The organism is Arthrobacter sp. NPDC058192 (genome assembly GCF_042883665.1).
GTDB lineage: Bacteria > Actinomycetota > Actinomycetes > Actinomycetales > Micrococcaceae > Arthrobacter.
Map to the genome: position 1 here is coordinate 271630 of NZ_JBHVVJ010000002.1, position 25423 is coordinate 297052.

Annotated in this window: 25 protein-coding genes and 1 pseudogene; 8 read left to right on the forward strand and 18 right to left on the reverse strand. The window is 62.6% G+C overall.

Annotated features, from left to right (window positions below; genetic code table 11):
- Positions 1–36: 36 nt before the first annotated feature.
- Together ACFVVK_RS03385 and ACFVVK_RS03390 are read right to left on the reverse strand one after the other, a co-directional pair.
- A complete protein-coding gene (locus ACFVVK_RS03385; protein WP_390263446.1) occupies positions 37–384 on the reverse strand; it encodes a UBP-type zinc finger domain-containing protein in 348 nt (115 codons plus the stop codon).
- Positions 385–462: 78 nt separating this feature from the next.
- Positions 463–1422, reverse strand: coding sequence for a DUF5996 family protein (locus ACFVVK_RS03390; protein ID WP_390263448.1), 960 nt, complete (start codon positions 1420–1422; stop codon positions 463–465).
- Between the two features lie 635 nt (positions 1423–2057).
- Between ACFVVK_RS03390 and ACFVVK_RS03395 the strand changes: the two genes are divergently transcribed.
- Together ACFVVK_RS03395 and ACFVVK_RS03400 are read left to right on the forward strand one after the other, a co-directional pair.
- Positions 2058–3428 carry a dihydrolipoyl dehydrogenase family protein gene (locus ACFVVK_RS03395; RefSeq protein ID WP_390263450.1) on the forward strand — a complete coding sequence of 457 codons (1371 nt, stop codon included), beginning with the start codon at positions 2058–2060 and terminating at the stop codon, positions 3426–3428.
- A 14-nt stretch (positions 3429–3442) separates the two neighbouring features.
- A complete protein-coding gene (locus ACFVVK_RS03400; RefSeq protein WP_390263453.1) occupies positions 3443–4207 on the forward strand; it encodes an SDR family oxidoreductase in 765 nt (254 codons plus the stop codon).
- 139 nt (positions 4208–4346) lie between these two features.
- Here ACFVVK_RS03400 and ACFVVK_RS03405 read toward each other — a convergent pair whose 3' ends face one another.
- The 3 genes from ACFVVK_RS03405 to ACFVVK_RS03415 all read right to left on the reverse strand — a co-directional run bounded on the left by ACFVVK_RS03405 (position 4347) and on the right by ACFVVK_RS03415 (position 8261).
- Complete coding sequence (locus ACFVVK_RS03405) at positions 4347–4760, reverse strand: MarR family transcriptional regulator (RefSeq protein WP_390263456.1); 414 nt, start codon at positions 4758–4760, stop codon at positions 4347–4349.
- Positions 4761–4814: 54 nt separating this feature from the next.
- Positions 4815–6230 carry an MFS transporter gene (locus tag ACFVVK_RS03410; protein WP_390263458.1) on the reverse strand — a complete coding sequence of 472 codons (1416 nt, stop codon included), beginning with the start codon at positions 6228–6230 and terminating at the stop codon, positions 4815–4817.
- Between the two features lie 360 nt (positions 6231–6590).
- The gene (locus ACFVVK_RS03415; RefSeq protein WP_390263461.1) at positions 6591–8261 is read right to left on the reverse strand and encodes an FAD-dependent oxidoreductase; all 1671 of its coding nucleotides are present in this window, start codon (positions 8259–8261) and stop codon (positions 6591–6593) included.
- 797 nt (positions 8262–9058) lie between these two features.
- Between ACFVVK_RS03415 and ACFVVK_RS03420 the strand changes: the two genes are divergently transcribed.
- Both ACFVVK_RS03420 and ACFVVK_RS03425 read left to right on the forward strand, forming a co-directional pair.
- Complete coding sequence (locus ACFVVK_RS03420) at positions 9059–9739, forward strand: VOC family protein (protein WP_390263463.1); 681 nt, start codon at positions 9059–9061, stop codon at positions 9737–9739.
- Positions 9740–9788: 49 nt separating this feature from the next.
- Positions 9789–10250, forward strand: coding sequence for a hypothetical protein (locus ACFVVK_RS03425; RefSeq protein WP_390263466.1), 462 nt, complete (start codon positions 9789–9791; stop codon positions 10248–10250).
- Positions 10251–10658: 408 nt separating this feature from the next.
- Here the strand turns inward: ACFVVK_RS03425 and ACFVVK_RS03430 are convergent, their stop codons facing one another.
- The 4 genes from ACFVVK_RS03430 to ACFVVK_RS03445 form a co-directional block, all read right to left on the reverse strand.
- Positions 10659–10880, reverse strand: coding sequence for a hypothetical protein (locus ACFVVK_RS03430; protein WP_390263468.1), 222 nt, complete (start codon positions 10878–10880; stop codon positions 10659–10661).
- Positions 10881–11369: 489 nt separating this feature from the next.
- Positions 11370–11768 (reverse strand): hypothetical protein, encoded by a 399-nt coding sequence (locus ACFVVK_RS03435; RefSeq protein ID WP_390263471.1) that lies wholly within the window; start codon positions 11766–11768, stop codon positions 11370–11372.
- Positions 11769–11884: 116 nt separating this feature from the next.
- Positions 11885–12277 (reverse strand): hypothetical protein, encoded by a 393-nt coding sequence (locus tag ACFVVK_RS03440; RefSeq protein WP_390263474.1) that lies wholly within the window; start codon positions 12275–12277, stop codon positions 11885–11887.
- A gap of 837 nt (positions 12278–13114) precedes the next feature.
- On the reverse strand, positions 13115–13405 hold the full coding sequence (locus ACFVVK_RS03445) for a hypothetical protein (protein ID WP_390263477.1): 291 nt from the start codon (positions 13403–13405) through the stop codon (positions 13115–13117).
- A gap of 36 nt (positions 13406–13441) precedes the next feature.
- Here ACFVVK_RS03445 and ACFVVK_RS03450 point away from each other — a divergent pair, with 36 nt between their 5' ends.
- Both ACFVVK_RS03450 and ACFVVK_RS03455 read left to right on the forward strand, forming a co-directional pair.
- A complete protein-coding gene (locus tag ACFVVK_RS03450; RefSeq protein ID WP_390263480.1) occupies positions 13442–13564 on the forward strand; it encodes a hypothetical protein in 123 nt (40 codons plus the stop codon).
- 293 nt (positions 13565–13857) lie between these two features.
- On the forward strand, positions 13858–14007 hold the full coding sequence (locus ACFVVK_RS03455; RefSeq protein WP_390263483.1) for a hypothetical protein: 150 nt from the start codon (positions 13858–13860) through the stop codon (positions 14005–14007).
- Positions 14008–14067: 60 nt separating this feature from the next.
- Here the strand turns inward: ACFVVK_RS03455 and ACFVVK_RS03460 are convergent, their stop codons facing one another.
- Positions 14068–14247 carry a hypothetical protein gene (locus ACFVVK_RS03460; RefSeq protein WP_390263486.1) on the reverse strand — a complete coding sequence of 60 codons (180 nt, stop codon included), beginning with the start codon at positions 14245–14247 and terminating at the stop codon, positions 14068–14070.
- A 225-nt stretch (positions 14248–14472) separates the two neighbouring features.
- Between ACFVVK_RS03460 and ACFVVK_RS03465 the strand changes: the two are divergent.
- Positions 14473–14954, forward strand: a pseudogene (locus tag ACFVVK_RS03465) (helix-turn-helix domain-containing protein); the annotation flags it as partial.
- A 229-nt stretch (positions 14955–15183) separates the two neighbouring features.
- Here ACFVVK_RS03465 and ACFVVK_RS03470 read toward each other — a convergent pair.
- The 3 genes from ACFVVK_RS03470 to ACFVVK_RS03480 all read right to left on the reverse strand — a co-directional run bounded on the left by ACFVVK_RS03470 (position 15184) and on the right by ACFVVK_RS03480 (position 17832).
- On the reverse strand, positions 15184–15339 hold the full coding sequence (locus ACFVVK_RS03470) for a hypothetical protein (protein ID WP_390263489.1): 156 nt from the start codon (positions 15337–15339) through the stop codon (positions 15184–15186).
- A gap of 379 nt (positions 15340–15718) precedes the next feature.
- Entirely contained in the window at positions 15719–17083 is a 1365-nt protein-coding gene (locus tag ACFVVK_RS03475; RefSeq protein WP_390263491.1) for a hypothetical protein, read from the reverse strand.
- Entirely contained in the window at positions 17080–17832 is a 753-nt protein-coding gene (locus ACFVVK_RS03480; protein WP_390263494.1) for a hypothetical protein, read from the reverse strand. Before ACFVVK_RS03480 ends, ACFVVK_RS03475 begins: the two co-directional genes overlap by 4 nt.
- Before the next feature lie 1004 nt (positions 17833–18836).
- On the opposite strand from ACFVVK_RS03480, the gene ACFVVK_RS03485 reads away from it, so the two are divergent.
- Positions 18837–19094: a hypothetical protein gene (locus ACFVVK_RS03485; RefSeq protein WP_390263497.1), complete on the forward strand. Its 258-nt coding sequence runs from the start codon at positions 18837–18839 to the stop codon at positions 19092–19094.
- 1999 nt (positions 19095–21093) lie between these two features.
- Here the strand turns inward: ACFVVK_RS03485 and ACFVVK_RS03490 are convergent.
- The 5 genes from ACFVVK_RS03490 to ACFVVK_RS03510 all read right to left on the reverse strand — a co-directional run bounded on the left by ACFVVK_RS03490 (position 21094) and on the right by ACFVVK_RS03510 (position 25350).
- Positions 21094–21954 (reverse strand): amino acid ABC transporter permease, encoded by an 861-nt coding sequence (locus tag ACFVVK_RS03490; protein WP_390263500.1) that lies wholly within the window; start codon positions 21952–21954, stop codon positions 21094–21096.
- The gene (locus tag ACFVVK_RS03495; RefSeq protein ID WP_390263503.1) at positions 21951–22595 is read right to left on the reverse strand and encodes an amino acid ABC transporter permease; all 645 of its coding nucleotides are present in this window, start codon (positions 22593–22595) and stop codon (positions 21951–21953) included. The genes ACFVVK_RS03490 and ACFVVK_RS03495 overlap by 4 nt, the downstream gene beginning before the upstream one ends.
- Positions 22596–22604: 9 nt before the next feature.
- The gene (locus tag ACFVVK_RS03500; RefSeq protein WP_390263505.1) at positions 22605–23471 is read right to left on the reverse strand and encodes a glutamate ABC transporter substrate-binding protein; all 867 of its coding nucleotides are present in this window, start codon (positions 23469–23471) and stop codon (positions 22605–22607) included.
- 59 nt (positions 23472–23530) lie between these two features.
- The gene (locus ACFVVK_RS03505) at positions 23531–24295 is read right to left on the reverse strand and encodes an amino acid ABC transporter ATP-binding protein (protein ID WP_390263508.1); all 765 of its coding nucleotides are present in this window, start codon (positions 24293–24295) and stop codon (positions 23531–23533) included.
- A gap of 77 nt (positions 24296–24372) precedes the next feature.
- Entirely contained in the window at positions 24373–25350 is a 978-nt protein-coding gene (locus tag ACFVVK_RS03510; RefSeq protein ID WP_390263609.1) for a Bug family tripartite tricarboxylate transporter substrate binding protein, read from the reverse strand.
- Positions 25351–25423 lie beyond the last annotated feature (73 nt).

The window sequence follows — 25423 nt, forward strand, 5'->3', positions numbered from 1 at the left end:
TCGGGCGCCGTCCGGGAACTGGCCGGCCTCCGGCCACTAATGCAACTGTCCCTGCCAGTCACCGGGCACCCGTGAGACCGGTCCGGGGGCAGGTTGGTCCAGCGGGTGATGCGCCGGGGGCGCCAGCTCCGGGCCGTCAAAATACGTGGAACTGCGGTAGTCCCAGAACCAGTCCTCGCCCGGTTCGAAGCTGCGGATGACCGGGTGCCCCGTGGAACGGGCGTGGCCGGTGGCATGCTGGGAGGGCGAGTTGTCGCAGCAGCCGATATGGCCGCACTGGGCACACCGCCGCAGGTGAAGCCACCAGCCGCCGCCGGCTTCGCATTCAACGCAGCCGGTCCCGCTGGGCGGCACCGAAACATCGATGCCGTCGGCATCGCCCATGGCGGCCTCCTCGCTCGGGTACGCGTGGAACAAGGCCAACTTTACGCCGGCCGGACCGTCCCGGGGAGGGCGGCAGTCCTACTTGTCAGGGGCCGGCGGATGCCGCAACCTGTCGGGGTCCGTCTCGAGCGCGGCGCGGTCCCATTGTCCGGCCTCCGCTACGGCAACGTACGTCGAATGCAGGAACTGCAGCAAATACTGGTCGGGGTTGGCCGCGAGGCGGACCGCCTCATAGGGCAGCAGATAGAGTCCCGACTCTTGGTCGTAGGCTGCCTCGGCCGGGTTCACCGGGTACCCGGTGAACCCTGCAGGCTCCGGGTAGGCGTAGGCATAAAACGCACCCTCGTCCCCGCCGCCGGGCCAGAAACCGCAACTGCTGGCTTCGTGGGAGTAACCCTCCTCCATGACCCAGTCGGCGCAGTTCGGGACCCCTCCCGGGTGTCTGGGCGCCGGCCGGCCGGAGAACCGCGTGCAGGCCAGATCCATTCCTCCCCAGAAGAAGTGCACGGGGCTCACCTTGCCCCGGAAGTAGGACCTGAACACGTTGAGCAGGCGGTCCGCCTGGACCAGTTGGTGCCAGAAAAGCCGGGCGGCTTCGCTGTTATAGGAGGCGTGCAGGTAGTCCTCGGCGAACGGTATGGCCGGTTCGACCTCGTTCGGCACCGCCCGGATAGCGGTCTGGATGCCGAGCCGGCCCAGGGCATCGAAGGTCTCGGCATAGAATTCCGCCACCGGCTTCGGGCTGAGCTTAACCGTCGCGCTCATGCCGTTGCTTGTGCGCAGCCGCAGGACGTGCTCACAGAAATCGAATTCCATGTCGAAGGCACCATGGCCGTAGGGGACGGACGACGTCGTCAGCCCGCGCGGGGTGACGTACAGCGTCACCTGCCACCAGTGGTTCAGCATCGGCGCGTGGGCCATGCGGATCTTGCCCACGATCTGGGTCCACAGGTGCAGGGTGTCCCGGGTCCCTGCCCAGTCCTGAACCCTGAGCTCTGGCCACCAACTGCCAGCACCGTTCGCTGCAGGGACTTCCATGCCACGGCCTCGCTTCCGGGTCCCCCTCGCTTCCGGGTCCTGCCCGCGGCGCCGAGACCTCCCGTGCCGCAAGAGTATCCGGCGCTACATCGGCGGGCACCCCCCGCTCTCAGGCTATCCCCGTCTGCAGCAGAGGTCGAGGAGCGATCGGCCCCATCAGCCAGCCCTGCAGTACAGACCTTTCTGGAGGTTCGCCTTCTAAAAAATGGCCACGCCATGGGCTGCCCGCTGCATCCAAGGAGGTTTTCTACCTCCCTTGACTTTCGTTCCGGATGAGGCCACTGTGGGGTCCCGAGGGCAGCGTCCCCGGCCGAAGACCGGCCGGGGGGCGACAAGGAAAGCGCATGGCGACCCCCGTAGCGCAAGCCCCGCAGCATTGGCCTGGCGCCCGCCGCCGCCACACCTTCCCGGGTCGCCAGTGAATCCGATGCCGCCCTTTCATGGCGCGCCCGACCCAGGGGAGGCCGGGATGAATACCATCGACGAAAGCAAACAAGGTGCAGCCTGCAGCCGCCCGGTGAACCCCGGAAAGGTCGTGGTCGTCCCGGTCTCAGACGTCGCCAGGAGGGCCCGGACTGGCCTGGCTGGTGCGCGCTCTACATGGTGCGCGAGCATGCCGGGGAGGAGTTGACGACATGAACAGCGACTACGACGTGATTGTGATCGGAGCCGGCTCCCCCGGCGAGCACTGCGTGGGCGCCCTCGCCGAGGGCGGCCTGCGCGTGGCCGTGGTGGAACGGGAACTGGTCGGCGGCGAATGCTCCTACTGGGCATGCATCCCGTCCAAGACGCTGCTGCGGCCGGGTGAGGCCGTCCATGCGGCACGTGAGGCAGCCGCCTCCGCAGAGGTCGACGTCGAGGCGGCGCTTGCCTGGCGCGACTTCATGGTCTCGGACTACTCCGATGCCGGACAGGAGCGCTGGCTGGCCGATAACGGCGTCGTCCTTCTGCGCGGCACCGGCCGCCTCGCCGGTCCGGGCGTCGTCGAGGTCGACGGCGAGCGGCACACTGCCCGGCACGTGGTCCTCGCCAACGGCGCCGCTCCCGTCATGCCCCCGGTCCCGGGCCTGCGCGAACTCGAGGGTGTCTGGACCAGCCGCGAGGCGACCTCCATGAAGGCCGTCCCGCGGCGCCTGCTCATCCTCGGCGGCGGGCCGGTCGGCGTCGAAATGGCCCAGGCCGTGCGCCGCTTCGGCGGCGAGGTGGCACTGGCCGACAACTCCGCGCATGTCCTCGGCCGGGAGCCAGCACCCCTGGGCGAGGCCCTCGGCGACGTCTTGCGCGGCGAGGGCATCGAGCTCGTCCTGGGCGCGGCCGCGACCACTGCGCGGCGTGACGGCGAGGACTACGTGCTGGAGTTCGACGACGGCCGGCAGCTGCGCGGGGACCGGCTGCTCGTCGCCACTGGGCGGCGCCCCCGGGTCCGTGAAATCGGCCTGGAGACCGTCGGCATCGAACCCGACAGCCACGGAGTTCCTGTCGATGCTCACCTGCGCGTGGCGGAAGGACTGTGGGCAATCGGCGACGTCACAGGGATCTGGCCGCTGACCCACGTAGGAAAATACCAGGGCGATGTCGTCGCCGCGAACATCCTCGGGGAGCCACGGGAGGCAAACTACGAGGCCGTTCCCCGCGTCACCTACACGGACCCGCAAGCCGCGGCGGTCGGCGCCCCCGAAAGCCGCTTCAGCGCCACGGTCCCGGTCTCCGAGGTGTCGAAGACTGCGACCTACACGCGCGCCTACGCCGAGAGCAACGGCTTCCTCACGCTCCTCAGCGACGGCGAACGGCTCACCGGCGCCTACGCGCTCGGCCCGGAAGCCGGTGAGTGGCTGCAACAGGCAACACTGGCCGTCCGGGCCCACGTCCCGCTCGATGTCCTCAGCGACACGATCCAGCCCTTCCCGACATTCTCGGAAATCTACGTCTCCGCGCTGAAGGCACTGCGCGGGGAAATCGCAGCTGAGCGCAGGCCGGTGGGCGCGGGACCATCCGCGGCGGACTGAGAAGAGGAGATGCGATGAGCAACGCAGCTGCCGCTTCGCCGGCGTCACGCGAGCCGGATTTGCCGGGGCAAACCGTGGTGGTGATCGGCGGCAGCGCCGGTATCGGGCTGGAGACGGCACGGCGTGCCCGGGCCGAGGGCGCCGGGGTCATCCTCGCCGGCCGTGATTCCGCGAGGCTGGAGCAAGCGGCCAGGGAGCTCGGCGCCCTGGCCACAGGGGCGTTCGATGCCAACGATCCGGTTGCCCTCGCCGAGTTCTTCGAGCATCTCCCGGGACCCGTCGACCATGTCATGGTGACCGCCGGGCGCCCCTACTACGCCCGCCTGACCGACATGGACTTCGAAGAGGCGCGCCGCGCCCTCGCGGCGTCCGCCATGCTGATGCTCGGCGTCGCCCGCTACGCCTCCGGCAAGGTCCGCCCGGGGGGCACGCTATTGTTCATGAGCGGGACCGGGGGCCGCCGTCCGGGCCCCGGGCTTGGGGTCATCTCGGCCGTCACGGCCGCGCTTCCCGCCCTGGCAGCCAATCTGGCGCTGGAGATCGCGCCGGTCCGGATCAATGTCATCGCCGCAGGCTTTGTCGACACTCCCCTGTCTGCATCGCTCCTCGGCGCCGGGCTCGATGATCGTCGCAGCGAGCTCCGCACCACGCTGCCGATCGGCCGCGTCGTGGGACCGGCCGACGTCGCCGCGCTGGCCGTGCACATCATGACCAACACCGCCCTGACCGGGGCGACATACGACATCGACGGGGGGCAGCAACTCCTCGGAGGACACTGACGCGGGCCACGCCTTCCCCCTCCGGTTCGATACCGGTCGCTCCGGGCCGGCAGTTGCTGTTGGCTCGTGCAGTAATTCAAAGAGCCCCCGAGCGGGACAAACGATAAGTCGAAGGGGTCGGCACGCTGCAGTGCGCGGTTTATCGCGTGGCGATCCGGTCAGCGTTGTTGCTCATGCGTTCGAGGACGCTGACGGCGATGGCGTACTCGTCCGTTCCGATACCTGCCGTGAGCTCATGCCGGGTCGCTTCCACTAGCCTGGAAGCCTCCGAATGCAGGGCGTAGCCGGCCCCGGTCAGGGCGAGACGACCGTCGAGCAGGAACACGAGTTCCTTTCGGACGAGCGCGGCCAGGTCCCGTTCGTGTCCGCCGTCGGCTGTGTTGAATGGGCGCAAAATATCCCGTATCTCTGCCGGGGTGGCGGATGCGGAGCTCAACGTGTTGAGGACCTGCCACTGTCTTCTGGTCAGGTGGAGGCGGGCCAGCGTGGAATCGAGTTGTGCCTGCAGTGAGGCGTCCAGGCGCTTGACCCAGTATCCGATAGGCCTGTTCACCATGCCATCGTCGCAGGAGCCGCGTGCCCGGGCAAGGTCCGCTGACCGAGCCCCTCATCCCCCGAATGGCAATCGGCCAGGTCTGGAACTCCGGCGCCCCCCCGTGCTTCTTGACGAAGATTGCTGTCGTGTCCGGCCTGCCGGCCGCTTGCGCGGGTTCTGGATACCGACGGCGGAAACAATGCCACCGAGAATCAGCAGCACCGCCGTCACGGTCAACGCCCGGTGGAATCCGTCGAGTTCAAGTTTGCTGCCCACGATGAGGCCCACCAGCGCGATGCCGATCAGGCCCGCAACCCTGCTGACGGCGTTGTTCACGGCCGAGCCGATGCCCGCCTGCTGTGCCGAAACCGAACCGAGAATCGCACCGGTAAGTGGTGCGACGGTCGCCGAGAGCCCTAATGCGAACAAGAGGATTCCGGGCATCAGCTGGGTCCAGTAGTTGACCGGCACTTCAGAGGCGAGCATCAGGAAGTAGCCGCTTCCGGCGAGAACCGGGCCGAAGGCCATGAACCAGCGCGGGCCAAACCGTCCGGCCAACGAGCCAAACCACGACGCCAGGAGGATGCTCACGATGCTGACGGGAAGCAGCGCGAGGGCAGCAAAAGTCGCCGGAAAGCCTGCGACTTGCTGAAGGAAAAGCACGATGATTAACCCGCCGATCGACAACGCGGCGTAAATGAAGGCAGTGGCCACATTGCCGACCGCAAAGTTTCGAACCGAGAAGAGGCTGAGCGGCAGGAGCGGTTGCCGCGCGGTCTTTTCGCGCCAAATGAACCCGGCCAGGCACAGAATGCCGATGACGAAGGGCATCTGAAGGACCGGGCTTCCCCAGCCATAGTTGCCTTGTTCGATCAGCGCGTAGACCGGCCCCGCCAGCGCGAGCACACAGAGCACGGCGCCCGGGTAGTCGATGCGAACTCCTTCCTTCCGGACATCCTTGGCCCGCAGCACGCCCAACAGGTGCAAGGTCACAGCAATGGGCAGGACGTTGATTCCGAAGACCCAGCGCCAGCCCACCGAGTCGACGAGCACACCGCCGAGCAAAGGACCCGCGATGAATGCCACGGTTGTACCCGCTGTCCACTGCCCGATCGCCTTCGCGCGGGGTTTTTCCTCGAAGTTTGACGTGATAAGGGCCAGGGAACTGGGCACCAGCAGGGCGCCGGCAACACCTTGAAGGGCTCTTGCCAGGATCAGCACCTCCGCCGTGGGTGCCAGCGCACACATCACTGACGTCACACCGAATCCGATCAGGCCTGCGCGGAGAACCACAACGCGTCCCAGCAGATCAGAGAGCGAACCGGCGACCAGGATCAGCGAACCCAAGGTGATCAGGTAGGCATCGACAACCCATTGCTGGGTAGTGAGGCCGCCGCCCAGTTCACGGGAAACGGCTGGCAGCGCAACGTTAATCACGCTGCTGTCGAGAAACGACACAAACGAAGCGAGAATCGCGATCCACAGCACGAGCCTCTGCGTACGTGTCGCCGATAGGGAGCCCACACTCCCAGTAAACACCCCCGCGCCTGCAGGTGCCTTGGCTCAGCCCCGGGTGCATTCCGGTCAGGACCTGGCTTCTGCACACCTCAGCGCTCTATCCGACGACCTTGGACGTCGGGCGGATGCAACCCTTATAGAGGCGGCGGTATGCTTCACCATCAGCCTTGAGCCCTTCTCCATCGTCAGGGACCTCCAATGGCCATCATCCGCACGACTTCCGGGTCGAGGCCGGCGCGATGCGGGCGCAGGGGCCGCTGGCAGCAGCCGAAGACTGGACGGGTTGACTAGCCACGAGTCCCTTCGACGATTCCCGGTTTGGTTCATGAGCTAAACGTGGAATCCAATTGCCGCATGGACTGATTGGACGGCGCTCGCTCCCTCTCCAACCGCTGCAGCGACGCGCTTCATTGAGCCCTTGCGGACGTCGCCGGCGGCGAACACCCCAGGGATGCTGGTTTCGAAGGGAAGCGGCCGTCGCCCGAGGGATGACCAGCTTGCACCGAGTTCCGACGGGTGCAGGTCCGAGGCGGTCAGGATAAAACCTTGGTTGTCGAGCGCGAGCCCGTTCAGCCAGCTTGTTGCGGGGACTGCGCCGATGAAGCAGAACAGTCCTGCACACTCGATGAGAGTGCGGTTACCCGACTCCCGTTCCGTTATCTCAACAGCAGTGAGTTGGGTTTGGCCCTGGAGGCCCGACACCACAGTCGCTGCATGGATGGAGACCAGCGGTTCTGCGGCCAGCCGGTCTGCGAGGTAGCGGGACATATCAGCTGCGAGATCGGCACCGCGGACGACGAGGTGGACGGCGCTTCCGCGCGACGCGAGATACAGCGAAGCCTGACCGGCCGAATTCGCGCCGCCGACAACTGTGACCGGCTTACCGGCACACCATTTGGCTTCGAGCTCAGTTGCAGCGTAGTAGATTCCGGCGCCTTGGAACTTCTCCCAGTCTGGCAGGGGAAGAGACCTGTACCGGGCGCCCGTGGAGATGATCACGGCCCGGCTTTCGAGGCTGGTGCCGTCCGTCAGCGCGAGCCGGATTACGCCGGTGTCAACGTCGAGTGCTGTGACCCCGCACGGTGCCGAAAGCTGAGCGCCGAACTTGAGTGCCTGCACGATCGCCTTCCCCGTCAGGTCCGTCCCGCTTATCCCAGTGGGGAAACCGAGATAGTTCTCGATTCGCGAACTTGCCGCAGCTTGTCCGCCAGGACCGACCATGTCGAACAAGACAGTTGCGAGGCCCTCAGATGCGCCATAGACCGCAGCGGCAAGTCCAGCCGGACCTGCGCCAATCACTGCCAGATCCACCTTTTCGTCGGCCGCTCGACGGTATGAGAGTCCGAGTTCGCGGGCCATGAGCTCTGCGGTCGCTCGGCGCATCACCTTGTCGGGAGTGATGACGACCGGGAGGTCCTCTGTCTCGACCTGCACGGCCCTCATGAGCGCCTGCCCGGCAATGGAATCGGCCTCAACATAGAGATGGGTAAGTCGTAATCGCGCCGCGAATGTCCGGAGTTCCAGTGAAGCTGCGGAGAGACGGCTCCCCACGATCTCGACGACTCGGGCAGCTGAGTTATTGCGAAGGAGTTCTCGCCGCGCGAGAAAGGCGCGCAACAGAATATCGGATAACTCGGCGTCCTCATTCATCAGCCGGCGAAACTGGGCCGGCGGAATCCTATGAATTCGTCCTGCTTGCACCACCCGCCCCGTCAGGTACACGGCTTGACCGGTGAGCAAGCTCAGCTCACCGATGAAACGGCCCGGGCCATGGCTGACCACGACCTCCTCGGGTGCATCGTGGGTGGCGGCCCGGATCAGATCCACCACTCCCCGCTCAATGACGATGAGATCGTATGTTTCGTCGCCGGCCCGGAACACGGTGTCGCCGACGGCAACGTCTTGCGCGACGGCGTAACTCCAGAGGCGTCTGATCTGCTCGGCTGAAAGGACCGGGAAGGCGACACCTGCGTTCACGTCGACGGGGTTGTCTTTGGGCATCGGAATCCATTCTCAGTGATGGGGCTCGGCCGATTCCCGCGGACCGGAGAACGACCGCTAACGCTGGTGTGGCGGACGGTCGGCGTCGAGAACGCTTAGCTGGTCACCGATCTGGACGTCGAGAGATGCTCCGACCTTCGTACTATCAGAGTTGTCAACGCTTGCCAACGCCGGACGGGCCTGTCGCTCGAAGAGACTGCCATGCCGCCCTGACTCGCAGTCGTGTCCGAGGCGGAAGTGCGGAGAGGTCTGACCGAGTGCGGTCGAAGGACACCCCGTTTCCCGTCACGTGCCGGCCGACAGCTGGGTCGAATTGGCCTCACGACCGGGGCGCCCCGGGCGAATGCCTTCTCTATGTCAGCCGGGGACCGCCTGTGCCATTCATGGAATTGCGCGTAACTGCCCTCATACCAGGCCTAGCGCGGGCCCGGGGCACTGAGATCCCAGCCGGGTCGGAGTTCGCTGGGCGCGGCCCGGAGGTCGCTTCGCAGATCGTCGACCGACGGGCGCCCTGCCAGGGTGCTGCATTCTCTTGACAGGGCCCGCGTGTCCGAGAAAAGTGGGCCACGAGGGCAGCGTCCTCGGTCGAAGAACGGCCGAGAGGCAACCACACGGAGTGCGCGGCGGCCCCTGCAACGCCTACGCCTCGGCGTCGGCTTTTGTGCAGTCATCGGCACATGTTGCATTGGCCGCCAAGGGACGCGGGAACCGTCACCAGCCGGTAAGTCCTGGTGTCGCAATCGGACGAGATTGGGATCGTGGCAGAAACCGACTGCCGAATACCGAAGGAGAAAACAATGACTACTGAAACGACGGCGGCAAACGCCGCCACGCCGCTCATGGGAATCACCACGGATCTCAAGCTCGAGGTCGTTGTTATCCCCGTCAGTGACGTCGACCGGTCGAAAGCGTTCTATGCGAGCCTGGGCTGGCGCCTCGATGCGGACTTCGGGTTCGACAATGGCTTCCGAGTGGTGCAGTTCACACCGCCGGGTTCACCTGGGTCGATCCAGTTCGGTGACAAAATCACGAATGCAGCTCCGGGGTCTGCCGAGGGCATCTACCTGGTCGTCTCCGATATCAGCGCGGCGCGCAGCGAACTCGCTGCCAGGGGCGCAAAGATCAGCGAGGTGTTCCACCCACAGGTCCCGGGCGCGCAGTTCCAGCCCCTCGGGCCCGACGGACGGAGCGATGGTGCTGATGCAGAGCGGGCCAGCTATGGGTCCTTCGCCACGTTCGTGGACCCGGATGGGAACAGCTACCTGCTCCAGGAAGTCACGAGGCGACTCCCCGGTCGCGTCGAGTCGAGCGCCACATTGTTCGGGTCGGTGACCGACCTGGTCGGCGCCCTCAAGCGGGCCTCTGCCGCTCATGGCGAACATGAAGCCCGCAACGGCGGTGAATACGACGAGCAGTGGCCCGAATGGTACGCGGCCTACATGGTGGCTGAGCACCACGGCACTGAGCTGCCCCGGTGAGTCTCCGACAAAGTTCAACGCGGGCAAACACAAAAATTAAGGAAAGAAAATGACCACCATCAAGCTGCACGCGAAGACGAGTGCGACTCCCGAACAATTCATCGCCGCCCTGACCGATTTCGGGCCGGGCCGTGCAGAGCTGTTCGGCAACAGTGCCGATAGGTACCTGAAGGTTCATGACCGCGGGAACACCCAGGCCGACGTGACCGAAGGCTCCAGCGGAGTGTGGGAGCGGCTGCACTACGACTGGTCGAATCCGGCACACGTAGTACTGACCACCACCGATTCGAACGCATGGGGCCGGAACTCCGGTCACACCTACGACCTCACCGTGAACCCGGACGGCACGACCACCGTGGACTACACCGCAGTCCGTGAAGGCAAGAACCTGCGCGGACGGCTCCTGGAAGTTGTTGTCGCAAGCGTCGGCAAGAATGTGCTCGTGAAGGCATTCCATAACACCGTCAAGGCGATCGATGCCCGAACAGCATCCCACAAGGCGGCCGAGTAAGCAGACGGCCCGAACCGTCCGCTTTGACATAATGGAACGGCGGAGCTGAGCCAGCTCACCTCACCCGTCCTGACCATCGACGCCGCGAACGTCAACTACGCCCACCTCCGATTCGGCGACGAGTGAAGGAGACAACCTTCTCTGGTGCTCCTTCAGCGCTTCCGCGGCAACCTCGACACCTGTGATCCGGTTCTGGTCGACATACTGGCACGCCAGCGTAAGGTGGTCCTTCTCGAGAACACCGGGGTGGCCTGTCATCGGGCGCGGTGCCGGTCACCGGGACGCCGAAGGCCCGCAACGCGATCGCCTTCCTCGACGCGCAGCGTCAGAGGGACCCAGCAGGGACAATGTACACACATCAAAGGCAAAACCCAATGGATTTGCACGCTACTGCAAGTGCCCCAAGAGCTACAGGAATGATCTGAGCCTCGCGTGAAGCTGGGCCGCGTCCTCTTCTGAAGCCAGGTCCGCGGACACCTCAACGTCGACTATTCGCTGCCCAGGGCCGGGGACAGCCTCGACAGTCAATATCCCATTCTCCGTCTCCACGGGCGCCGGTCGGGCGGTCCCAACAAGCCTCCCTTCCTCATCTAGGACCAGCTGCAGCCTTACTTTGTTTTCCGTCGTCATGTCCGCTCCTGTTTCTAGAAAGGCCCATCCCACGCGAAGCTGCACACGGTAGGTCCATCATTCTGAACGACCGCCGTGTAGATCCACCCCGTACCGCCTTGACTTTTGCTAATTTCCTCGACGACCAGTGGGCCTCCGGGATTGCTGATGGGATGGGCTTGGAAGTATTCTGTCCCTGCATCTCGGCCGTTACCGAATATGAAGTTATGAGTCACTTTCTGCCCGGGCGCTACGGTGCCGCCGCTAACTCTAAACGCCATGTCATCCGCCTTTCATGCGTAACGTGATCATCAGAATTTCAACTGCTATGCGGATTTAGTTCGCCACATTTGCTGGCGACCACTATGCGATCGGAGCCAGCCCCAACCCGGGGCCATTGGCCTGCTCTCCAAATCGTCCCGTCATGTGCGTTGGCAGTACTTGCGTATGGAGTACCTTGGCTACTTAAAATTAGCAGGCGCGCTACTGGAGCGCATCGAGTACCTCACGCTATCCAGACCAACATGTATAACTCTCCATTCTGTATCTGCGCTTGGGCCTAAACACAGTCGCGCAGTTCGAACATCTAACTGGCCGCGGCTCATTCACGACGTACTTGTTGCCAATGAATGTATGTACGATCAGGGACTTCGGGTGATCAGCGTCCACAATTCCGGTAAAAACGAAGTCATACATGGTAAGAACCCTGCCACAACCCTTACATTCCGCTCTTTCGAGATAGTACTCGTCCCCCGCCAGGGCACCCTCTTTAAGGTCTAGAAGACGTTCCATCTTCGAAATGTCCTCAGAATCCGACTTTGTAAACTCAGCCTTGAGTTCTGAAGTACTGGGACTCAGCTTCTCAAACTCGGCGGCGGTGAGTGATGTCACTTGGTTGTAGTCGAACATTTTGTGTTCACCTTCTCCTGGATTTCCGCATTGCGCAGCTTCGCCAAGTCAACAGGGCGGGCATTATCCCCGCGTTACTCCAGCCTGACGTTTGGCGCTGCGTTCCATCGCTACATTTATTGAGTACAGCCGTACCGCTCCATACGGTATGACAACTTGGGATTAATAGTCGCGCAGTTCGAACATCTAACTGGCCGCGGTTCATTCACGACGTACTTGTTGCCAATGAATGTATGTACGATCAGGGACTTCGGGTGATCAGCGTCCACAATCCCGGTAAAAACGAAGTCGTACATGGCAAGAATTCTGCCACAACCCTTACATTCCGCTCTTTCGAGATAGTATTCGGCACCCGCCAGGGCACCCTCTTTAAGGTCTAGAAGACGTTCCATCTTCGATATGTCGTCAGAATCCGACTTTGTAAACTCAGCCTTGAGTTCTGAAGTACTGGGACTCAGCTTCTCAAACTCGGCGGCGGTGAGTGAGGTCACTCGGTTGTAGTCGAACATTTGCGTTCACCTTCTCTGGACTTCCACGTTGAGCAGCTTCACCAAGTCAACAGGGCGGGCGTTATCCGCGCGTTACTCACAGTGTTATTCCGCCCTGAGATTGACCTGGCATTCGTTATGGCTGCCACGGCCGGCGGCGGTGAGTTTCGTCGTCGTACTGTCCCGTACATCGCAGGGAGGGACTTGGGGCCGGTTTCCGACAGTCCATATCCTTTCGACGGGCGTCGCCCCGGCCGCCCCAGTAGATTTTTGCCCGGGCAGAAGCCGGCATGCTGCGCAAGTACGTTGATGCACTTGACGCGCGAGTGTCCGCAGCAAGGGACGTAGAGTTGGTCTACGGCGGCCTGGCCTGGCTAACATGGGCCCGCGACTACATCGACGCCAAGGACCCCTGCTCCGCCCCGTCGAGGTTCCCGTCCTGGCAGACTACCGAGATGAAGACCTTGTGCCCTTTCTCGACGGCTAGAGCCCACATAGACCGCAAGGGATGAGGTAGATGCGTCATCGCTTTGAGTACGCGACGCTGCACAGAGACCATCGCGTCCATCGCGGAAGGCCTCAAGATGGTTGAGATGCTCCTCATCAAGGACCACAGCCGCATGAAGCTCGACGCAACGACGCTTTTCTGAGAGCACCAGGCAGCAGCCCGGGTTGCTGTCCATCTCCCCCGGCGAGAAGCGGAGCACCGTCTCGGAGGATTTCTGGTAGAGCGATGACCACGGCTTTGAGCGGTATGGCCACATCCCAAGACCTCGGTATTCGAAAAGAGCTGTGTGCAATGAAGAGAGCCGTTCCGGACCCGAATACCTCCAGAGCAAAAAGGGAAGTCCATACACTTCAGGCCGCAGAGTCCACCCACCGGGCATCACGCCGGAATGAACTCACCTGAGCCTTTTCGGCCTCGAAGGTTTCACTACCGCCCAAGGTGCCATCTCCTACCGCGACGCACAGGACCGGGCCGACAGCATCCACGTCAATGGCGAGGAGAAGGCCCTCACACTGCTCAAAAGGGCAGAACTGTCCGGAGACAGCATCCTCACGAAGGCGCTCATCAACCGGGCGCTGGAAGCCGGCTGGGTCAACGTCGCCAACAACTACATCGAAGCCAACCTCTACCAGGGCCAGCACCTCGAAGAACTCTGGGCCTTGCAGGAACCGGCACCAGTGAGTGCTGCCTCCCTCCAGGCCCAGATCGTTGAGGAAGCCACGTTCGAGGTCCCCAAACCTGACGAAATCAGCGCCTACGCATCAGATGCGCCCATTGAGGCCATCGCCGTCTCGGTCTAATTGATGGGCTACTGACTCGTCGGCAGCGCCTGCGGTACCGACGTAGCTGCGGCTTGGGTTAGCTCGGGTTCTTGGCTCGCGTGTCTGAAGGTCAAGTCGTACCTGCCCCCAGGAAGTTCTATCGGGAACTCAGATAATTCGCGAAGCTCAGACTTACTATTCTTGTCTCCACCTTGGTAGGTCACGTGCAGCCTCATAACCACAACGGTAGAACAACCGCTCAATATCTAAGAAAGGCCGAGCCCGCTCATGGCGGGCTTTTTTATACCTAGAAACAAGCAGAAGGAATCATTTTGGCTATTGAAACGACCCCGCTCGGCTTCCGGAAACCTGACGTGAACGAACCTGTCAGCGGCGGCTCGACGAGCCTGACCGCTCCGGCGGCCGGGTATCAGATGGAACCGTCCGCGTCGAAAACGTGGGCAGCCTCGCTGCATGACTGAGGAAGATGGAACGGTAAGGACGACCGCTATGTGATGGGTGCCCCATTTGCTCGACCATAATCAGTCGTGGCCCCGGTAGATAGGAGAATCGGGGTCGTTCGGATCGTTCCCGATGTTCTCCCTCATATCCTCCATCACCCACGCTTCGGATTCCGCTGAAGGCGGTACCCGCACGGGGTTCCGATTGCCATTCTCGTCATACTCCGGGTAGGCCGCAGGCTTGTTCTCGGGTTCGGTCATGGCCCCATCCTAGGTGCCTGTAAGACGCCCGCCCCTCCCCGCTTGCTTGCAGGGTGCCTTGGAGCGTTGTGCCCGTTGCTGCATATCGGCGGCCACGGGGATAGCCACCGGGCTAGGTGTACTGTCCCGGCAGGTTGATGACACGGTGATTCATTTGACGCAATAAGAGGACCTCCGGGTGTTGTGTGGTGCTTGTCGAGAGCGAACACAAACCAGGAGGTCCTCGTGTCCCACCGTAACGCGTTTTTGGCTCATTCGGGGCGGCTTCAGCTGGCCCGGTGCATTGTGGTTGATGGGTGGCCGTTGCGCCGGGCTGCCGAGAGATTCAATGTCTCTGTACCGACTGCCGCGCGTTGGTCCGGCCGTTACCGGGAGTTGGGCGAAGCCGGGCTGGAGGACCGCAGGAGCGGGCCGCTGACGTGCCTGCACCGGACCAGCGGGCGGACCGAGCGGCGTGTGCCGGGGTTGCGGGTGAACCGGCGCTGGGGTCCTGCCCGGATCGCCTACCACCTGCACCTCAACGTCTCCACGGTCCACCGCATCCTCACGCGCTACTTTTGCCCGCCGTTGCGGTTCACCGACCCGGCAACCGGGATCCGGGTCCGCGGCCGCGACCGTACCCATCGATACGAATATGCCTGGCCGGCGAAATGATCCACGTGGACATCAAGAAGCTCGGGCGGATCCCGGATGGGGGCGGGCACCGGGCTCAATCATTCCTTACTCGCCTGGTGAGGGACGAATAGTGTCGAAGATACCCAAACGAAACGGACCTCAGCATCTAGACCTGCCCAAGTTGCGCTCCAGGGCCACACGGGCCCCCTGCCCGCTTGCGACTTGCAGGGTGCTTACGAAGAAGCCCCCCGTCAGCTACCAGTGCTTCCGGGGATTCGTTTTCGTACCAGAGCCGGGCTTTATTTTTTGCAGGTGAGTCCGTTACTTGACCATCGCCGCTGCCGCGGTTGAGGTCTTCACCGTGGTGATGTAGCCGGTTTTGTCCGCTGTGACCCTCACCGTCATGGCCTTGGATTCGCCGAGCCCAACGGGAAATAATGAAAAGTCCCAGCCCAGACAGGTCGTTGAATTATCCATTTACCTATTCCCGCAATCCGCCAAGGACGAAGCTCAGATCCGCGCAGATGTTCAGGACGTCGCACTCATATGGTGCCAAGCCAAATAGACATCCAAGTCGCGTATATGGATAAGCTTAGGGATCTGCCCATTTCTGAGCCCCTGGACTTCCACGCGCCGGAGTTATCCCGGCAACTTAGCAATTTACTTGCGGGGAAGCGAGTCACCGGGACCAGTTCTTTGCCATCCCTCGACCGCAGAATGGCAAGGGCCGCCGACAGTCCTGTTCCGACCGGCGGGCTAGCTGTACTAACCCGGTTGGTTGGTGACGCGGCTAGCCTTTCGGGGGGCGCCGAAGGCCTGCTTTGTGGCCTGAATTTATCCACGCTGCACGACCTAGCTAAGGGTGAGCCCAGTGGAAGAAGTATGGGTCGATTGATGCCGCCACAGGGGTGACGTTGTCGGTGTTTAGCAGCGTATGAGTCGTCCAGTCGGCGAAGCGTTGAAAGGTGACACCACTTGGATAGTTTGCCGGGTTCGGCGTGTTGTTGCCGCAGAAGACGCCGTAGAAATCGCTTTCGATAGCAATAAGCCGCACGTAGTCGCCGATATATGGAAAGAACCTTCGCGCTGGGGCATGCGACGGAGCCGTGTGAAGCACGACTGTCTCCGCGGGGCTGGCCCAGGCGTTCGCGGTCAACTCCAGCTGTGTGACCCAACGGATACCGGTAAACTGCTGGAAAAGAAAGCCCACCGTCCCCTCTGCGTTGACGGCCAGCGCCGGATTCTTGGCATTGGTGATCGTGCGAAGGTCATTGGACCATGTTTGGCCCGAGTCGGTGGAGCGCCTGACATGGAGGGTCCAGTCCGTTCCGGCGGATCCGCCTATCCTGTCGCACCAAGCCAGGTAGACGGTGCTGGCGCTCGTGGGGTCAACCGCGATGGCGAGATCGCCACCGATTCGTTCTTGACCCATCGTGTCGTTGAACCTGATGAAGCGTCCTCTAACTGCGCGCTGACCGATTCTCCCATCGCCGCTGTCAACCAGGACGCTGAACGGTGAGGCGCTGGTCCCCCAGACGTCGTCGCGGATGACCACAATGTCCATCGTGATATTGGATCCGTTGGCCGTCTGCCATCTGTGCAGCGCACCGTACACGACGCCGCTCGGGTGGACGGCGACGCGGATGGGCGGACCGTCCTGCCCGGCCGTAGCGCGGCGCTCCACCACACGGGCCACGAATCCGGCCGGAGCCGGAGCTGTGGCCGCATCGGCCGACGTATCGATGGTGGCGGTCCGTCCGTTGGTCTGGTTGAAGTCGTTGTTCCCGACGAACACACGATCACGCGAGAGCCCACCAACCACGACGCTGCCCGCCACAACCCAGGGCTGATCCTCGCTCGCCCGATCCACCAGCACCGTCATCGGCGTGGTCGAGGTGAAGCCGCCGGTGCGAAGAATCTGCAGATGACCGGTCGATCCGTTGAGTGTGCCGGCGTACAGGACCCCGCCCGATGTGGCGAAGCCAACAGAGATGTCTCCAGTTCCGGCCGAACCGTTGCCCGGTACCACATTTCGCAGCGACCAGGTTGCCCCCCCGTTGGTCGAAACGTAGATAGGCGCAAACCCGCCGCCCATCGCCCGGGTAAATGCGGTGCCGACCATGTCAGTCGGGTTTTCAGGGTTGATGGCGATATTCGGCTCACTGTCCTGGCTTGACTCACCGCTCAACGAGGCGGGAATCATGTTGACGATGCGGATCATTGCGCCTGGTCCCCCTCCTGACGAAGACGTTCAATGTTCTGCGGCGGCTGCAAGTCCTCAGCGTGGATGATCTTGAACGGAGCAAGGGATTTGAGTTCCGGTTCGGTGGCGTGCAGAAGCCAAAGCCCATTTTGCGCCGCTTTGGGCTTCGGAGCATCGCGCCACTGGATGTCGAGGCTATTCGCGTACAGGATCCTGACCTCCTCGTCATCAGCCACCTCACCCCGCTCGGCGTGGGTCACGTGCATGGTCGCACGCCACCAATCGGGATCATGCTCACGCACGGGCGACGCTCCAGCTCGTTCGAGCCCAACCACGCGGGCCAGGATGACCGCGTCCGCGGTGCTGGCGTGGTCACGCACCAGAGTGGCGGCCAATTGACGCTGAAGTGCGTCGAGCGGATCCTCGCCGACTACGGCTGGCGCCATCGCCAACTGGGCCGACAGTTCCTCCTCTGGCAGACGCGCAACCTCTATTAGCGAAACGTCAACCCCGAAGGCGAGACCATTCGCGAAAAAGGTGAAAGTCTCACCGGGTGTGGGCACATCGGCATCCTCGGCGAGCCGCAAATACAGCCGGGTCCCGGCCAATTGCGTAAACGCATCAGGAACCTGCAGTATCCGGTCGACACGCACGACGGCCCATCGGTCCCCGTCGGACAGGTCCGGCATAGTGTCGGCAGCGGCAGATTCGACGGTCCCCACAAAGCTGAACGCAGCCTCCGCCATGAAGCTCATTGCACTGGACATGAAAACCCCCTCACCAATCGATCTTCTAGTGGGAGCCGATAGGGCCGACTCGGCGCCACTCGTGCCGGGCCATCAGTGAAAACGCGACTGCGGAAAGCGCAAGGAACCCCACAATTACCCACTCCAGCTCTCCGTTCCCCCCATCGGGCTCGACGCCAAAGAGGGCTTCTATCCAATCCGCACGAATCAGGGTGAGGAGCAGCAAAACAGCGCTCGTAGCCCCAAGGACTACCTCCATCCAGAAACGTTTCCTGATACGCATCCGACGTCACCTCGCTTAGGGGGCTGGAGTTAGGCAATGGTGAGGGCACGGATTCTTGGTTGCCGCCGCCCCGGATTCCCGGTTGCCGCTGCCACAGGCTGGATGTCCGGTGAGCACTGGGAGCCGCCCATCGGAGAGGGCGCTGTCAGTTCCGGGTGCCTAACAAGGAGGGTCAACCAAGCGGCAACCCCGAAGTCAGCGCGCACAATCTTACGCTCGCCACCTAGATCGTCGTCGTGCACGGCCTAAGTGCCCCCCGATGAATACTAAAATCGACGATCAAGGTCCCGTCATTTTTCGCTCGAGCGGTTAGCATGCTGGTCTCCTTGCCTACGCGCTAACGAGTTACCTTGCTCGGCAACTCCAGCCGCATTGATTCAGCCTAGCCCTAGGGCGTTACGGGCGCGTTACTGCCATGCAGCTCTTTGCCTGCAAGTTTGTTTATTGAAAAAATCTGCAGAGATGGGCCCCAGTCGGCGCCAGGACTGGCTTGGGCGGTACTAACCACTTGTGCCAGGCATGGATACGTTGGTACGACACTGCCCGTCTGATGAAGGATAGGAGACGGCTTGTCGGTATTACCCCTCCGGCATCACGAGCGGTTCAACGCCGCCGGCATCCGATCCACTCGCCTACAGGTCCGGCGAGTTGTGCCCTCTGAGGCAGGTGGCCCTCCTTGGCCAACTGAAGGGCCACCAACCGCGCCATCTGCCAACTCTAGAGCCTCGACTACAGCGTCGTCATGACCCAGACCACCCCCATCCTCATCGCAATGCTCGCCGCCGTGGTAGGCGTCATCATCGTCGGTGTAGACGGCGGCCTAATCGGGCAGATGTCCCGCCGCTGGGAAGGCTACCTGACCAATGCAGAAGCTGAGGCTCCCAAGATCAAGGCCGAAGCAGCTTCATCCCCTTCGGCGAAGGACCAGCTGGCCGCCAAGGCAAAGGAAGCAACGACCACCGGTCAAAAACGTCCTCTCGCACCTTTTGACCGCCCTTGATAACGCAGCCGAGTTCTGACCGTTTGGCGGCCGTTGTCTTCCGAGTGTGCGACTTGCTACGTGGCGGCGGTTTCTCACCGATATTCGGCCCATGGTGCAGTCCGGGCAAGATCCTGATCGTGCAGGTTCGAGGGAAACGTGGAACCGATGGTGCACGAAGCACCGTTCTCGAAGTCTAGAACGGGAACCACAACCAACTGAGGCTGGCACTACGCCGCACGTGAGCTGCCCTCAGAACTTCAGCTGGAATGTCAGCTCGACCTGGGGCTGCGTTGGCGTGAGATGTCGCGAGAGACCACCCGCCCGTTGGCGCCCTGGTCCGAACTGGGCTGACGAGGGCTGTTTCATTGACGATTTAGCGTGGTAGGTCCTAGATTTGACGCCTCGTCCAGGAAAGTAGGCCCGGAGGGCTCTCGACGTTGCGTCCGGCCGCGTCCGGCGCAGGTAAGTTTCATCGGATCGACCACGCTGGGCCAGCCAATTCTTAGCCACTGCCTGACCGATCGGATCGGCCCGGTTCCGCACCCCCTCGCCGGGCAGAACCCGCCCACAAGCCACACACAGTCATGCTAGAACCCGGGTACGTAGCCATGAACGGTCGGGACATCAATGAGTGCAGACCAGCCAAGGCAACCTCGCTCCCCCAGCCAGCGTCAAGTCATGCAGTTCACGACCTTCCCCACCGTGAACAGATAAGCAGGGACACCGCTACCCAACACGAAGGAGGCACTGGTCACCAACAAAAACGGGGCCCGTAGGGCCCATAAATTGGGAGCCCGCGAAAACATGCGGATTTCGAAAGCAGTCCGGCGGCCGTACGATCTAGTCCAACGAGAAAAGTGTGGACAGTCTGCACACCCTTCGAGTGCTTGTGGGTCTGGTCAGACGCTTGGCCGGCGGCCGGTGGATTCAGAGGAATCACAGCTTACTCGGCGGGCAGATCGGAGACGCTCGGTCGGTCGCTGGGACCGGACGTTGTCAGTTTCGTCCTTGTTGACGGGCGCGTTCGGCCGGGGCCTCGAAGCCTCGTGGGCGATTCGGTGCTGCTCATGCCCCATTCGAAACGTCAAGCTCACTTGACCGCGTGGTGATGGTGTCGGTGGAGCACGAATTTAGCAGCGGTGATGACCATGAGTTGCTCACTGTGGGGGGAAGGCTTCAATCGCGGTGAGACCTGCCGCCAGGTCTCCGCCACTGGTAACGGCCAAGCGCGGGCGGTGACAGTTCAGTTTCCTTGCGGAGGTAAGGGAAGTCGCTGCGCTGGAGGCGCTACACTCCCCGCAGACCGTCGAGCTGCCTACACCGGGCGCTGTTACGTCGTGAAATCCGCTCGTGAGGCCGGCTCGACTTGGGCCTAGATCGGTGAAGCACTCGGGATTACCAAACAAGCTGCCCTTGACTTCTACCGCAGTAAGATCGAGGAGCGGGAAAAGAACCTGCCTGACTTCCACGGCGAAGACTAGCCTCGCCTCCCATGCACAGGGTGGCCTGCCGGAGAGGGGTTCAGGCACTACTCCCCTAGGTTGTCGAAAGATGATGCGTTTAAACAACTGGAGTAAGTCCGGGGCTGCGTGCCGTGGCGTTCAGCAGGTGTGACCGCGGACCGCGCTCTCGCGCTATTTTGTTCGAGACTCGTGAATCGGGCGCCTGTATATCTGGGCGCCGTCCCGGTGTAGGAACAGCGCGCGGCCGCGGCCTTCGTTTTGGATAAGCCAAAGGATGCTGCCATCGATGGCGAGCATATCGACGCGGCCCGAGGCGACATGTTCGCCATTATGCCTAATGGTTACTTCCTCACCGTGGGATAGTTTTGCCCAGTTCGGGATTGGAGCCGGCCTCAGAGTCGTCTTCTGGGCGGGGTCTTGGTGGGCGGTCATGCTTTCGGTTCCTTCTGCGTGTCGAGGGTTCAGCGGGCTGCATCAGGCAGTCTTGTCCAGAATTTTGCTCGTGCGGTGGGGGGACCAGCGGGCAGGTGGTCCCCCCACCTTCTGTTCGTCGGCTATCTGATGCTGAGTTCTGCTGGCATCTGCAGCCTTTCGGGGGCGGGTTCTGCAGCATTTTGCCGGCGTTGACGGCGTACCAGCGCGGTTGCGAGCAGTCCCAGTGCGATGTTGACCAGCATGAAGCCGATGGCAGCCACGATTTGGGCCTGAAGCAGTGAGCGGCTGTAGTACGTGCCGATGACCGTGGCGCTTCGCAGAAGCTCGATGTAGCCGCCGAGCACGTAGGCAAGTGCTGTTCCTTTGAAAAGAATCACCATCTGGCTCACGAGGGCCGGGCTCATGGACCGCAGCGCCTGGGGCAGGAGTACGAGCTGCATTGTCCGGAACCCGGAGAAACCAAGGGCCTCGGCCGCTTCGGTCTGACCGTAGGGTATGGCCCGGACTCCTGACCTGAGGAGGTCTCCAATGACGGCGCTGCTGAACAGGGTAAGGGCGATGACGAGGAACCAGAAGTCCGAGAGCTTCAAGCCGTAAGTGGGCAGGACCAGGGAGGTGAAGTACAGGAGCAGGAGCAGCGGGACGCTCGCGAACACGTCGGTGAATATTCTGCAGGCGATCCGTATCGGCGCCCTGCGTGACAGCAACCCGAATGCCAGCAAGGCACCAAAGAGCATGGACAGAATCATGCCGACGGCTGCTGCCTGAAGGTTGTTCAGCAGGCCCTGCCCGAGGAGGACCCACAGGCCTGGTTGGGTGAAGGGCTTCCACGCTGCCTGGCTGAATTCGCCGTGAACCTCAAGCATCTCGTATGCCTCGTACAGGCCGAAAGCGATCAGGGCAATGCACAGGAGTTCGATGATTGTGTGACGTTGCCGGGCCCGCGGTCCCGGTGCGTCGAACAGTGGTTTTGTATTCATCGGCTGAACGCCGCCTTTCGGTCAAGAATGCCCACCAGTCGGCCGACGACGAGGCCGATCAGCAGGTAGCTGATCGCGGCTCCGCCGAAGATCAGGAAGGGCTGGGCTTCGTCCACGGCTGCCTTGTTGGTGGCGAATGTCAGGTCTGCGACGCCGACCAGCGCGGCGACCGAGGTGTTTTTGATCATGGTGATCAGGACATTGCCCAATGGCTGGATGACGGTTCCGAACGCCTGGGGCAGGATGACGTGCTGCATGGCCGGACGTGGTCCGAAGCCGAGGGCACGCAGGGCTTCGAGTTCGCCGGTGGAAACCGTGTTGAGCCCAGACCTGAGTGTTTCACTGACGAAGGGTGCCGTGTAGATGACCAGGACGACGGCGGCCGAGGCGAACAGCGAGTACTGGATGCCCAGAAGCGGCAGGCCAAAGACGAACAGGATCATCTGAACCGGCAACGGAATGTTCCGAAAGATGGTCACGTACGTCGATGCTGCGGCGTTGAGGGTCCGGATGGGGCTGACCCGCATGGCCGTCAGGATGGTTCCGAGGACCAGCGCGCCGGCCCAGCCCAGCACGGTGAGCTCGAGGGTGATCATGACTCCACTGGTGAAGTCCGCGATGTAGCTGGAGATGAACGACATGATCAGTCCTTAGAGGGTGATGTGAGGCGGGGTAACGTCAGAAGGTTTGACGGCCCCGAGGGTGTTGTCGTAAGCCTTCTTCCACTCACCGTTGTCCTCGATCTTCTTCAGGAAGCCGTCAAGGTAGTCATGCCATGCGGTGTCGTCCTTGGCCGATCCGATCGCGTATTCCTCGCTCGCCAGGTAGTCACCGGCGAGCTTGAAGTCGCCCTTGTTCTGCTCCATCAGGCCCAGGAGCAGCGACTCGTTAGTCACGACGGCGTCCACACGCTTCTGCTTCAGCGCCTGGGCGCATTCGCTGTAGGTGCCGAACAGGGTAAGTTTTGCCTGAGGCGCCAGTTTGGGCAGAAGCTGCGCTGCCCGGGCGCCGGTGGTGGTGCAGACCGGCTTGCCGTTGAGGTCGTCCTTCTTTGAGATTGCCGACTCATCGTTCCGGACCATCGTGGAGACACCGCTTTCGAGGTACGGGCCTTCGAAGGCGACGGCCTTTTTGCGCTCATCGGTGACGGCATAGGAGGCAAGGATCGCGTCGACCTTGCCCTGCTGGAGGAACGCTTCGCGGTTGGCTGTCACGGCCTCGACGTACTCGACGTTGTCCTCGCTGCCGGTGAGGTCCTTGGCCAGGAGCTTGGTCAGTTCGATGTCGAGGCCCTCCATGTCGCCCGTCACGGGGTTCTTGACCCCGAACATGGGCTGGTCGAATTTCACACCGACGATGATTTTCCCGCGCTGCTGGATCTTGGCCATGGTGGTGCCGGCAGGGAAGCTCTGCGCAGGGCTGCTGGCCGCGGGAGCCGTGGAACTTCCGCAGCCGGTGGCACCCAGGGCGAGGGTGGCTGCGATGGCGAGGGGGGCGATGATCTGGAGCTTTTTCATCATTGTCCTTTAGGTTTGGGCGTCGGCGTCTATGCCGTCGCGCTTGGTTTGGGCGTGGGTTAGTGAACCGAGGAGAGGAAGCTGCGCGCCCGTTCGCTGCTTGGGGCGGAAAAGAACGTTTCGGGGTCAGCTGACTCGATGATCGCCCCGTCGGCCATGAAGATGATGCGGTCGGCGCAGGACCTGGCGAAGGACATTTCGTGGGTCACGACGACCATGGTGGTGCCGCCTCCGGCCAGTTGGCGCATGGTGGCCAGCACGTCCTGGGTGGATTCGGGGTCAAGAGCGGACGTGGGCTCGTCGAAGAGGATGACCTTCGGGTCCATGGCCAGGGCCCTTGCGATGGCTGCTCGCTGGGACTGGCCACCGGAGAGCTGTGCCGGGTAGGAGCTGGCCTTGGAGCCGATGCCCACCATGTCGAGCAGTTCGCGGGCCCGGCGTTCGGCGTCGGCTTTGCTTTGACCCAGGATCTTTCTCGGCGCGAGCGTGACGTTGTCCAGGATGGTGCGGTTGGAGAACAGGTTGAACGACTGGAAGACCATGCCGACCTCAGTGCGGAACTTGAATAATGCCTTGCCTTCGGCGGGCTGGGGTGCGCCGTCGACGAGGATCTCCCCGCTGTCGATGGTTTCAAGGCGGTTGATGGTGCGGCACATGGTCGACTTGCCGGAGCCAGAGGGGCCAAGTACGACGACGACCTCTCCCCGTTTGACCCGCAGGTTGATGTTCCGCAGGGCATGCAAGCTGCCAAAGTGCTTATCCACGGCGCGGAGTTCAACAACGATGTCGCTGTCCGCGTGCTGGATGGCGGTGTATTCGGGCATGGGGTATTTCCTGTCGTGGTTGCGGTGGAGGTGTGCTGAGCGGAAAACCGCTCAATGAAGGAGCCGTGCTTCAGTGGTTAGTGGACACCGAGCTCGGCGAGGGTGGTGGCCACTGTGTTTTCCTGTTGTTTGAGGAAAGTTTCGAAGCCCGCCCCTGGGGAAAAGGAGTCTTTCCAACCGTTGTCCGAGAGTGCTTGCTTCCACGCCGGTGATTCGTGCAACCGGGTGAGCGCCTCAATGAGCCTGTTCCGGTCCGTTTCGGAGAGTCCCGGCGGGGCCATCAGTCCACGCCAGTTTGTGAAGACCAGGTCAATTCCGGATTCGCGTAGGGTCGGCGCGGGGATGCCGGCCCGCCGGTCCTGACTTGATACGGCAAGGACCCGCAGCTGCCCGGAGGCAATTTGTTCCTCGTACTCGGCTATGCCGGATGTTCCAAAGGTGATCTTGTGGCCCAGCAGTGCCGGCAGCAGCTCCCCGCCGCCGGAATAGGGCTGATACTTCACGTCGGTGATCCTGATGCCCGCCGCACGGGCGAGTTCCATGGGAAACAGGTGGTCCGGGCCACCGATGGCTGACCCACCCCCCACCGTGACGGAATGCGGGGAGGCCTTCCATGCCGCAACGAGTTCCCCCACCGTCCGGTACGGGGAGTCCGCGGGGACAAGGACCCCTTCGGGTTCCTCGAGGAGTTTGGCCACGGGGGTGGCATCGGAGACCTTGATCCTGGACCCGTTGGCGTAGCTTGAGCCGACCACTCCAAGGCCCATCATCATCACGAGGCCGCGGTTTCCGGTTTCGTTCATCAACCGGGCCAGGGCAACACTGCCGCCATCGCCTGGGACGTTGAAAATCTCCATGTGACCGGCAATCCCTGCGTCCTCCATGACACGGGCCGCGACCCGTGCGGTGATGTCGTAGCCCCCGCCCGGGGTGTTGGGGACCATCATCCGGGTTGGGTTCACCAATGTCGCCTCTGGAGATGGGGTTCCACAGGCACCCAGCGTCATCAGGAGCATGGCGAGGGCGATGACGCGGACAGCGTTGTGCAGTGTCATCATGGTCCTCACCTCCTTGTGGCGTGTGCGCCGTCCCGCTTTGGGACGTGGCTACTATCAAAGCGTGACGCAT

Excerpts from the sequence above, each read along its gene's own strand:
- ACFVVK_RS03510 (WP_390263609.1), bottom strand. The coding sequence starts at position 25,350 with ATGACACTGCACAACGCTGTCCGCGTCATCGCCCTCGCCATGCTCCTG.
- ACFVVK_RS03485 (WP_390263497.1), top strand. The coding sequence starts at position 18,837 with ATGACCCAGACCACCCCCATCCTCATCGCAATGCTCGCCGCCGTGGTA.
- ACFVVK_RS03435 (WP_390263471.1), bottom strand. The coding sequence starts at position 11,768 with ATGTTCGACTACAACCAAGTGACATCACTCACCGCCGCCGAGTTTGAG.
- ACFVVK_RS03415 (WP_390263461.1), bottom strand. The coding sequence starts at position 8,261 with ATGCCCAAAGACAACCCCGTCGACGTGAACGCAGGTGTCGCCTTCCCG.
- ACFVVK_RS03420 (WP_390263463.1), top strand. The coding sequence starts at position 9,059 with ATGACTACTGAAACGACGGCGGCAAACGCCGCCACGCCGCTCATGGGA.
- ACFVVK_RS03400 (WP_390263453.1), top strand. The coding sequence starts at position 3,443 with ATGAGCAACGCAGCTGCCGCTTCGCCGGCGTCACGCGAGCCGGATTTG.
- ACFVVK_RS03430 (WP_390263468.1), bottom strand. The coding sequence starts at position 10,880 with ATGACGACGGAAAACAAAGTAAGGCTGCAGCTGGTCCTAGATGAGGAA.
- ACFVVK_RS03505 (WP_390263508.1), bottom strand. The coding sequence starts at position 24,295 with ATGCCCGAATACACCGCCATCCAGCACGCGGACAGCGACATCGTTGTT.
- ACFVVK_RS03500 (WP_390263505.1), bottom strand. The coding sequence starts at position 23,471 with ATGAAAAAGCTCCAGATCATCGCCCCCCTCGCCATCGCAGCCACCCTC.
- ACFVVK_RS03385 (WP_390263446.1), bottom strand. The coding sequence starts at position 384 with ATGGGCGATGCCGACGGCATCGATGTTTCGGTGCCGCCCAGCGGGACC.
- ACFVVK_RS03495 (WP_390263503.1), bottom strand. The coding sequence starts at position 22,595 with ATGTCGTTCATCTCCAGCTACATCGCGGACTTCACCAGTGGAGTCATG.
- ACFVVK_RS03390 (WP_390263448.1), bottom strand. The coding sequence starts at position 1,422 with ATGGAAGTCCCTGCAGCGAACGGTGCTGGCAGTTGGTGGCCAGAGCTC.
- ACFVVK_RS03395 (WP_390263450.1), top strand. The coding sequence starts at position 2,058 with ATGAACAGCGACTACGACGTGATTGTGATCGGAGCCGGCTCCCCCGGC.
- ACFVVK_RS03425 (WP_390263466.1), top strand. The coding sequence starts at position 9,789 with ATGACCACCATCAAGCTGCACGCGAAGACGAGTGCGACTCCCGAACAA.
- ACFVVK_RS03470 (WP_390263489.1), bottom strand. The coding sequence starts at position 15,339 with ATGGATAATTCAACGACCTGTCTGGGCTGGGACTTTTCATTATTTCCC.
- ACFVVK_RS03490 (WP_390263500.1), bottom strand. The coding sequence starts at position 21,954 with ATGAATACAAAACCACTGTTCGACGCACCGGGACCGCGGGCCCGGCAA.
- ACFVVK_RS03480 (WP_390263494.1), bottom strand. The coding sequence starts at position 17,832 with ATGTCCAGTGCAATGAGCTTCATGGCGGAGGCTGCGTTCAGCTTTGTG.
- ACFVVK_RS03440 (WP_390263474.1), bottom strand. The coding sequence starts at position 12,277 with ATGTTCGACTACAACCGAGTGACCTCACTCACCGCCGCCGAGTTTGAG.
- ACFVVK_RS03460 (WP_390263486.1), bottom strand. The coding sequence starts at position 14,247 with ATGACCGAACCCGAGAACAAGCCTGCGGCCTACCCGGAGTATGACGAG.
- ACFVVK_RS03475 (WP_390263491.1), bottom strand. The coding sequence starts at position 17,083 with ATGATCCGCATCGTCAACATGATTCCCGCCTCGTTGAGCGGTGAGTCA.